This is a genomic window from Methanospirillum sp., assembly GCF_035560735.1.
Taxonomy (GTDB): Archaea; Halobacteriota; Methanomicrobia; order Methanomicrobiales; family Methanospirillaceae; genus Methanospirillum.
In genome coordinates this window covers 1-2,055 of sequence record NZ_DATMYY010000071.1, presented here as the reverse complement: position 1 = coordinate 2,055, position 2,055 = coordinate 1, and the positions used below count along the sequence as shown (strand labels likewise).

Below are 2,055 nucleotides of genomic sequence, written 5' to 3'. Positions count from 1 at the left end.
GCTGATGGCCCTGGTGTTTATCCCGGTTATCGGTTTTATTCTCTATCTTTTCATCGGTCAGAGTTTTCACCGGGATCGCATGTTCAGGATTAAACAGGAAGATGATGATGTACTCACGAGCATCATCGAATCCCAGAAGAAGGAGCTCTTCCACAAAGTACTCCCAACAGAGCAGCCGATCCCGGATTCGTACCGGCGGATGATGCTGATGCTGATGGAGAGTAACCGAGCTTTTATTTCCGTACATAACCAGGCTCGTATTTTCATTGATGGGAATGATAAATTTTCAGCTTTATTAGAAGCAATTCGCGGCGCCAAAGACCATATCCATTTGGAATATTACATTCTCAAAGATGATGCCATTGGAAATGAAATCTTTTCAGCATTGACAGAACGTGCTCAGGCAGGGGTCTCGGTCAGATTCCTGGGAGATGGGCTTGGAGCTGCAGGGCCGGGAAAAGAATTTTTCAGGTCATTCCTCGAAGCCGGGGGAAAACTTGAGTTCTTCTTTCCCTCTCTCATCCATATCACCCATCCACGCATCAACTACCGGAATCACAGGAAAATAGCAGTCATTGATGGGAAAACCGGGTTTATCGGAGGATTCAATATTGGAGATGATTATCTCAGCCGTGATCCTAAATGGGCACCCTGGCGTGATACAGCAGTTCAGGTAGATGGAGACGCTGTTGCTGCAATGCAAATCAGGTTCTTCCTTGACTGGAACTATGCATCAAAAAGTGATGAAATTACCTATAACCCCAGATATTTTCCAGAACATACCAGGTCTTCCGAATCTTGGCTCCCTATGCAGATTGTATCAGGTGGTCCTGACACATACTGGAATCCAATAAAGGAATCATACCTGAAACTGATACATCTGGCAAATGAGTCTGTGTACATTCAGACTCCCTATTTCATTCCTGATGAGAGCATTCTTGATGCACTCCGGATGGCTGCTCTGGCGGGAATTGATGTGAGGATTATGATGCCGGCAAAACCAGATCACTGGTTTGTATACTGGGCAGGTATTTCATATATCGAACAGTTGATTGAATCCGGGGTTAAAGCATACACGTATAATACCGGGTTTATTCATGCGAAAACAATTGTTGTGGATGAGGTTGCAGCCTCAGTTGGAAGTGCAAACTGGGATGTTCGAAGTTTTAAGTTAAATTTTGAGACCAATGCTATCATGTATGATCATGATATTGCAAAGCAACTGAAACAGTATTTCCTTTCCGATCTTGAGGTCTGCTCTGCCCTGGATGCAGAGAAATTTGCTGCACTTTCGCCCAAACTCAAATTCAAACTCTCGATGTCTCGATTATTCTCACCACTTCTCTGAAATCATCTCCTTTTGCATTTTTCAGAAGGTATGAAGTTATGTATAACAAGAGACAATATGGCCCATGGAGTTTTTGGGCTTATATCTGTGTCCAATACATAAACCAGTGTAAGGAACAAAGTTCCATTCAAAAATCAGGGTTGCCTGGTTTATTAATGATCATCATGTCCGGCATGCATGAGATATATTGCCCCGGCGAGACAGAGGATCGAGACAGGAAGGACAATCGCTTTCCAGTCCAGATGTTCCCCATTCACGATTGATATCTCAAGGAATTGAACAAAGAGAATGGTAATGACGACCTGAGTGAGATAGAGTTTTAATTGTGCGATGCTTCCTATCCTGATCCATGAAGGGTATTGATCTTCCTCGACTAATGAACTGTTTATAAATAGCGTGTATATGCCATACGAGAATATCAGGAGGATAAGAGCAAAGAGGAAACTGTCAATCGCGTTTATTACAAGAATAACAACTCCAGATGTTGCAGACTCTGCTCCATGGGCTTCAATGAGGAGTGAGATTGGCTCTTTTCCAAGGAGCAGAACCCCGAGTGCACCCACAATTTTGAGGGCACCGAGAATAAAGAGAAGGACAGCCCCGATAAAGGAGGAGATTACAGCAATAATACTGACATATCTGAGTGAAAGAAACGCTTTGACAAGATCCATAGATAAAAGAATGTTGAGATCGGTTGTATATTAGAA

Annotated in this window: 2 protein-coding genes; one reads left to right on the top strand and one right to left on the bottom strand. The window is 43.2% G+C overall.

Features of this window, described 5'->3' with window-relative positions:
- Window positions 1-1,348: cardiolipin synthase (cls, locus tag VN429_RS01900; RefSeq protein WP_325629202.1), on the top strand; the 1,348-nt coding region annotated here is incomplete at its 5' end.
- Between the two features lie 152 nt (window positions 1,349-1,500).
- Here cls and VN429_RS01895 read toward each other — a convergent pair.
- Entirely contained in the window at window positions 1,501-2,019 is a 519-nt protein-coding gene (locus VN429_RS01895) for a YqhA family protein (protein WP_325629200.1), read from the bottom strand.
- Window positions 2,020-2,055: the final 36 nt, after the last annotated feature.